The organism is Moorena sp. SIO4A5 (assembly GCF_010672005.1).
Taxonomy (GTDB): domain Bacteria; phylum Cyanobacteriota; class Cyanobacteriia; order Cyanobacteriales; family Coleofasciculaceae; genus Moorena.
Genome location: NZ_JAAHHZ010000368.1, coordinates 1 through 4,673, shown reverse-complemented (window position 1 = coordinate 4,673; position 4,673 = coordinate 1). Strand labels below are relative to the sequence as shown.

Annotated in this window: 5 protein-coding genes; 1 reads left to right on the top strand and 4 read right to left on the bottom strand. The window is 44.6% G+C overall.

Annotation, left to right across the window (positions count from 1 at the left end; translation table 11 throughout):
* Positions 1-297: 297 nt before the first annotated feature.
* The 3 genes from F6K57_RS37150 to F6K57_RS37140 form a co-directional block, all read right to left on the bottom strand.
* A complete protein-coding gene (locus F6K57_RS37150; RefSeq protein WP_293073301.1) occupies positions 298-1,809 on the bottom strand; it encodes a reverse transcriptase domain-containing protein in 1,512 nt (503 codons plus the stop codon).
* Between the two features lie 552 nt (positions 1,810-2,361).
* Positions 2,362-3,561 carry a transposase gene (locus F6K57_RS37145; protein ID WP_293073298.1) on the bottom strand — a complete coding sequence of 400 codons (1,200 nt, stop codon included), beginning with the start codon at positions 3,559-3,561 and terminating at the stop codon, positions 2,362-2,364.
* Between the two features lie 254 nt (positions 3,562-3,815).
* Entirely contained in the window at positions 3,816-4,058 is a 243-nt protein-coding gene (locus F6K57_RS37140; protein ID WP_293073295.1) for a hypothetical protein, read from the bottom strand.
* 25 nt (positions 4,059-4,083) lie between these two features.
* Here F6K57_RS37140 and F6K57_RS37135 point away from each other — a divergent pair, with 25 nt between their 5' ends.
* Positions 4,084-4,221, top strand: a complete 138-nt coding sequence (locus F6K57_RS37135; RefSeq protein WP_293073292.1) for a hypothetical protein — start codon at positions 4,084-4,086, stop codon at positions 4,219-4,221.
* A 141-nt stretch (positions 4,222-4,362) separates the two neighbouring features.
* On the opposite strand, the gene F6K57_RS37130 is transcribed toward F6K57_RS37135, so the two are convergent.
* Positions 4,363-4,673, bottom strand: a 311-nt coding sequence (locus tag F6K57_RS37130; RefSeq protein ID WP_364305694.1) for a type I restriction endonuclease, incomplete at its 5' end; no start/stop codon positions are given.

Sequence of the window (4,673 nt, the reverse complement as noted above, 5' to 3'; positions counted from 1 at the left end):
AAGGAATCGGTAAAACGCGATGCAGCGCTGTTCTGATGGTGTTTTTCTCAATTATTGTCCACTGTTCCCTGATCGGAAGTTCCCTGTTCCGGGTTCCGGGCAACGGCAGCGAAGTATTATGTTAGAGTGACGTACTCCCGACGTTGCCCTAACGGGACAACGCGGGCTTCTTACCAACACCACCTACTGGTTCGGTTGCTCGGTCAGCTTATTAGAGTCGATGTCCGGTATTATCCGGAGCACCTCTCCTTCAAAGCCGTGCGTGAGACTTTCACCTCACACGGCTCCTAGATTCTCTCAACCTCTCGGCTTGCCTTTCGGCTTGCTCCAGTGAATTTGCTGGTGGCAGCTTTGATGAACTGCTACTAAGTTCTTTAGCTTCCAATTGTCGTGGTTTCCATCAATGTGGTGAAGGTGTACAGATTCGTCGCAATTGAACATTAATCCGCAATATTCACAGGAATGGTTTTGTCGTTTCAAAGCCCTGGACGTATGATTGTCGTAGAGCTTACTTTTCCGTCTGCTCCAATGGACTAAGTCTCCATCATAGGGGGACTTAGTCCCTGCGACCATAGTGTGTCCGAAACGTTTCGTCCTTACTGTGGGGAATGCCTTTTTACATAGTTCCACTGCTTCATAGCGGTTCACTTTCTTTTCCTTGAGGAATTTCTTTTTCGCCGCTTTTTCGAGGAACCATAGACTGTCCCGAGAATTGCTCATATCACACCATTTGTGATAATTTCGCCATCCTCTTACAATGGGGGCTAGTTTTTTGGCTTTGACCTTAGCACCATAATTCGAGCTGTTGACTACGGTTTTAATCTTCTCGCGTATTTTCCTATGATTGTCCGCTGAGGGTCTACATTGGAGTGTTCCGCTTGTCTTGACTCGCATATGCCAGCCAAGGAAGTCAAATCCGTCTGTCGTTTTGGTTATCTTGGTCTTCTCTTGACTGATTTTGAGACCTCGTTCTTCTAGAAAAAGTTCTATTTTTCTAAGGATTTTCCCTGCGTCATCTTTTGGTTTCAAAAATATCACCATGTCGTCCGCATAGCGGACGGATGGATGGATTTCTTCTATTCCATCAAGTGCGATATTGGCTAGAAGGGGGCTGACCACTCCTCCCTGTGGGGTTCCTTGTTCAGGGAATTCTGGGCTGGTGCCAGCTTTTAAACATCTGAAGACCCCTATCTTCACATGCGCTGGTGCTATCAACCTATCCATGATGGATTCGTGAGAGATGCGGTCAAAACACTTCTTGATGTCTAGTTCAATTACCCTTTTGGTGATGCCCTTTTTTCCTTTATTCAGGTTAGTGAATACGTACATTTGGGCATCATGCGCACTTCGCCCAGTCCTAAACCCGTAACTCCGAGCGTGAAAGATAGCTTCGTGTGCAGGTTCGAGGGTATATTTTACTAGGCATTGCCATGCTCTGTCAGCGATGGTTGGTATTTTGAGCATTCGGATTTTCCCATTCTTTTTAGGGATTGGTACTTCCCTTAGTCCACTATGAAACCAGGTGTGGCCATAGTGGTTCAGCTTATTTACCAACTCGATTCGCTCTCGGTAGTTGAGGCTTTCCTTTCCGTCAACTCCGGCAGTGCGTTTTCCCTGATTTAGCTGAGTCACTTGACGAACGGCCAAAAGTTGAGCTGAACGGGATTTCATAACCAGTTTTTGTAAAGACCGAGCTTTCCTCAAGTCGCCAGCTTGAACTGCTTTATATATTCTTCTTTGTAGGCGGAATAAGTTTTGGCGGAGTTTCTTCCACTTCTGACTTTTCCATAGTTCGCTATGTTTATTCATGCGTCTAACCATACTCTACTTTGGTTGAACATATTCTGAGAACCCGTGCCCAGTTTTGAGCACATCTTACCCGACAGTAGGGATTAGACTTGGCATAGTTTACCGGGGTTTCGACCATTTCCCAGACCTATCGTTGCTGTCGTTTTTACTCGTTCCATCCTGAAGATTGTTTTGGCGATTTAGGTCAGTTCAATTTGCCTATTCTCCTCTCAGAGATTACGGATATCGTAGTAACAACTCCGTGAGAGTAGAGAATTTCTTCCACATGTTTTATTCAGGTTGTGGTTGCCGCCTTAGACACTTTTCTAGAACTACTTAGACCATGTCGCCTCCCCGTTAGCGCCAGTGTTGCTACCTGCTTTTGGTCAACTGATTGCGCCCTGTTACCAGCGTCACTCTGTGAGTTGCCGCTCACTCGGTGTGGTCAGATAGGGAGTCACTTGTCTCTCCAAGGGTGGGACTTTCACCCACATCTTTAGGATAGTTAGGATTTTGAGGTTATACCTCGCGAATCCCCCTAATCATACCCCTCTCTACTACGAGAGGCTCCTATTAGGAACGAGCCGCACTACTACTGACGGAATGCCCTACCGCCAAATTTAGTATATTGATCGCCGCATTCACGTCACGATCCTCCGTGTACCCACAAGAAGGACAAGAATGGATGCGGTCTTTTAGTTTCTTTGGTACTTTTACTCCGCAATTGGAGCAGTTTTGACTGGTGTTTCGAGGATTCACTGCTACTGTTTGTAAACCAGCATTTATGGCCGTAGGCCACGCTACGCGAACGGCTTTGTTTGACAAAATAGACAGGAATTGTCCCCAGCCAGCATCCAAAATAGATTTGGCCATTTTAGTCTTAGCCAAACCTTTGATATTTAATTTTTCGTGAGCTACCAGATCATAATTATCCAGAAGCTCTTTCGCGGTCTTGAAATGGAAATCTTTTCGAGTATCAGCGACTTTTTTGTGAGCCTTTCCTAATTTATTGATAGCACTCTTTCTGTTATTGCTACCTTTCTTAGAGCGACTTACGACTTTCTGAATCTTTCTTAGTCGTTTTTGAGCCTTTCGGTAATACTGAGGAATCGGTACTTCTGAACCATCAGACTTAATCAAGAAAGACTTGAGACCCATGTCTATTCCGATAGGATTTTTGACACTGTCTGCTGAAATTATCTCCGGTACAGTGTCGTCTTGAATTGACAGCGTAACATAATAGCCATCAGCCTTTCGGGTTATAGTGGCCGTCTTAATCTTAAAGCCTTCTGGGATAGGTCTATGGTAAATCATTTTGACTTTTCCAAATTTTGGAAGAGTCAGTATATTGCCACTTATAGGATTTTTGCCAAGAGAGGGGAATGTAAAAGACTTATATCTCTTTTTCCCTTTAAATCCAGGTCTTCCGCTCTTCTTTCCATTACTATCACCTTTAAGGAACCGTTTAAATGCCAGGTCAACTCTCTTCACGCAGTCTTGCAAAACCTGGGACTGAACAACCCCGTACCAGGGTCTATCCTTCTTCAGCTGAGGGAGAGTTTTCTTTTGGGAAAAGTAATCAGGGTTGTCCTTTAAGTTTGGCAAGTGACAGACAAGAGGACAAGAATTAATCGAGCAACGATTTTGTTCGTACCAGTTAAACCGATCAGCAAGTAAATAGTTGTATTGATGTCGGAGCATGTCCAACCATCTTTCTACTTCTGTCTCTTGTGACTTGGTCAATCTTAACCGGTACTGATACGCTGCTCTCATTGTTGCAACCTCTTGCTTTTCGACCTATTATTAGGATAGCAAACGTAGCAACACGTGTCAACCCGATATGAAAAATCAAAAACTAGTAGTCAGAGTTACTGATTTTGAGAAAAGGCAATTACAAGAAGAAGCAAACAGGAGGGGGATGACTTATTCCGAATTACTCAGAAGCTTGATAGCTCGCTTCCCTCTACCAAAAGACTCTGTGTAGAATTCATCCCACGCCGACTTTCAGTTCGGACGTGGGGCTTCTTCTACCGGACAGCTAACTCATCAAGCAAAATTTTAACCAAATCACCGAGCAGTTCTTTATCGACTTCGTGTTCTGGGGTAGGCATTCTGATTTCTAAGGTTCCGTGGCTATAGGCAATACGGGCAGAGCGATGTTCCCCTAGTTCTTCGAGAACAGACTCAAATTCAGCCCACTCTAGGTTATGAATCAACAGTCTTTGGCCTGGGGGAACGGTAAGTTGTTGGAGTAGGAGAGTAACAGCCATGGTGAATGTTCTATGATTTCGGATTGTGGATAAACATCAAAAGTTAATCGTAAGCATATGCGCTACGCGCACGCTAAGCGAACAGCAGTCAGCCGTCAGCCGTCAGCTTTCTGGCACAGGCTTTGGCCTAAGGCCACGCTGTGCGAACGACGCTGTGACATAACTCAGCATTATTCGAATGCTGACCTGTTTTATTCAAAAGCACCTCAAGTAGCACCTCAAGTAGCCCATTAGCTGATAGCTGATAGCTGATAGCTGATAGCTGATAGCTGATAGCTGATAGCTGATAGCTGAATGCTTACAGTTAATTTAATACCAATCGACCAATAGCTTTGAGAGCAGCTAAAACTTGCTCCAGTTCATTTTTCCTCTCAATAGATAAGGCGTAGGAACGACCATATATGGGAACATCTGCTGGTTGGAGTTTAACAAATACAAACTCTCTCCCATTGACTAGAAAACCAAACCTTGGCTTGTCACTTTTGGAGCCATCCAGCATATAAGCTAGAGCTTGAGGCAGTGCTGCCATCACATCAAACTTGGTACTTTTGGATTCGATCACCAGTATCCAAAGTCTCTGTCGCACTACTAAAACATCTATCCTGCCTCTTACAA

Excerpts from the sequence above, each read along its gene's own strand:
- F6K57_RS37145 (WP_293073298.1), bottom strand. The coding sequence starts at position 3,561 with ATGAGAGCAGCGTATCAGTACCGGTTAAGATTGACCAAGTCACAAGAG.
- F6K57_RS37140 (WP_293073295.1), bottom strand. The coding sequence starts at position 4,058 with ATGGCTGTTACTCTCCTACTCCAACAACTTACCGTTCCCCCAGGCCAA.
- F6K57_RS37150 (WP_293073301.1), bottom strand. The coding sequence starts at position 1,809 with ATGAATAAACATAGCGAACTATGGAAAAGTCAGAAGTGGAAGAAACTC.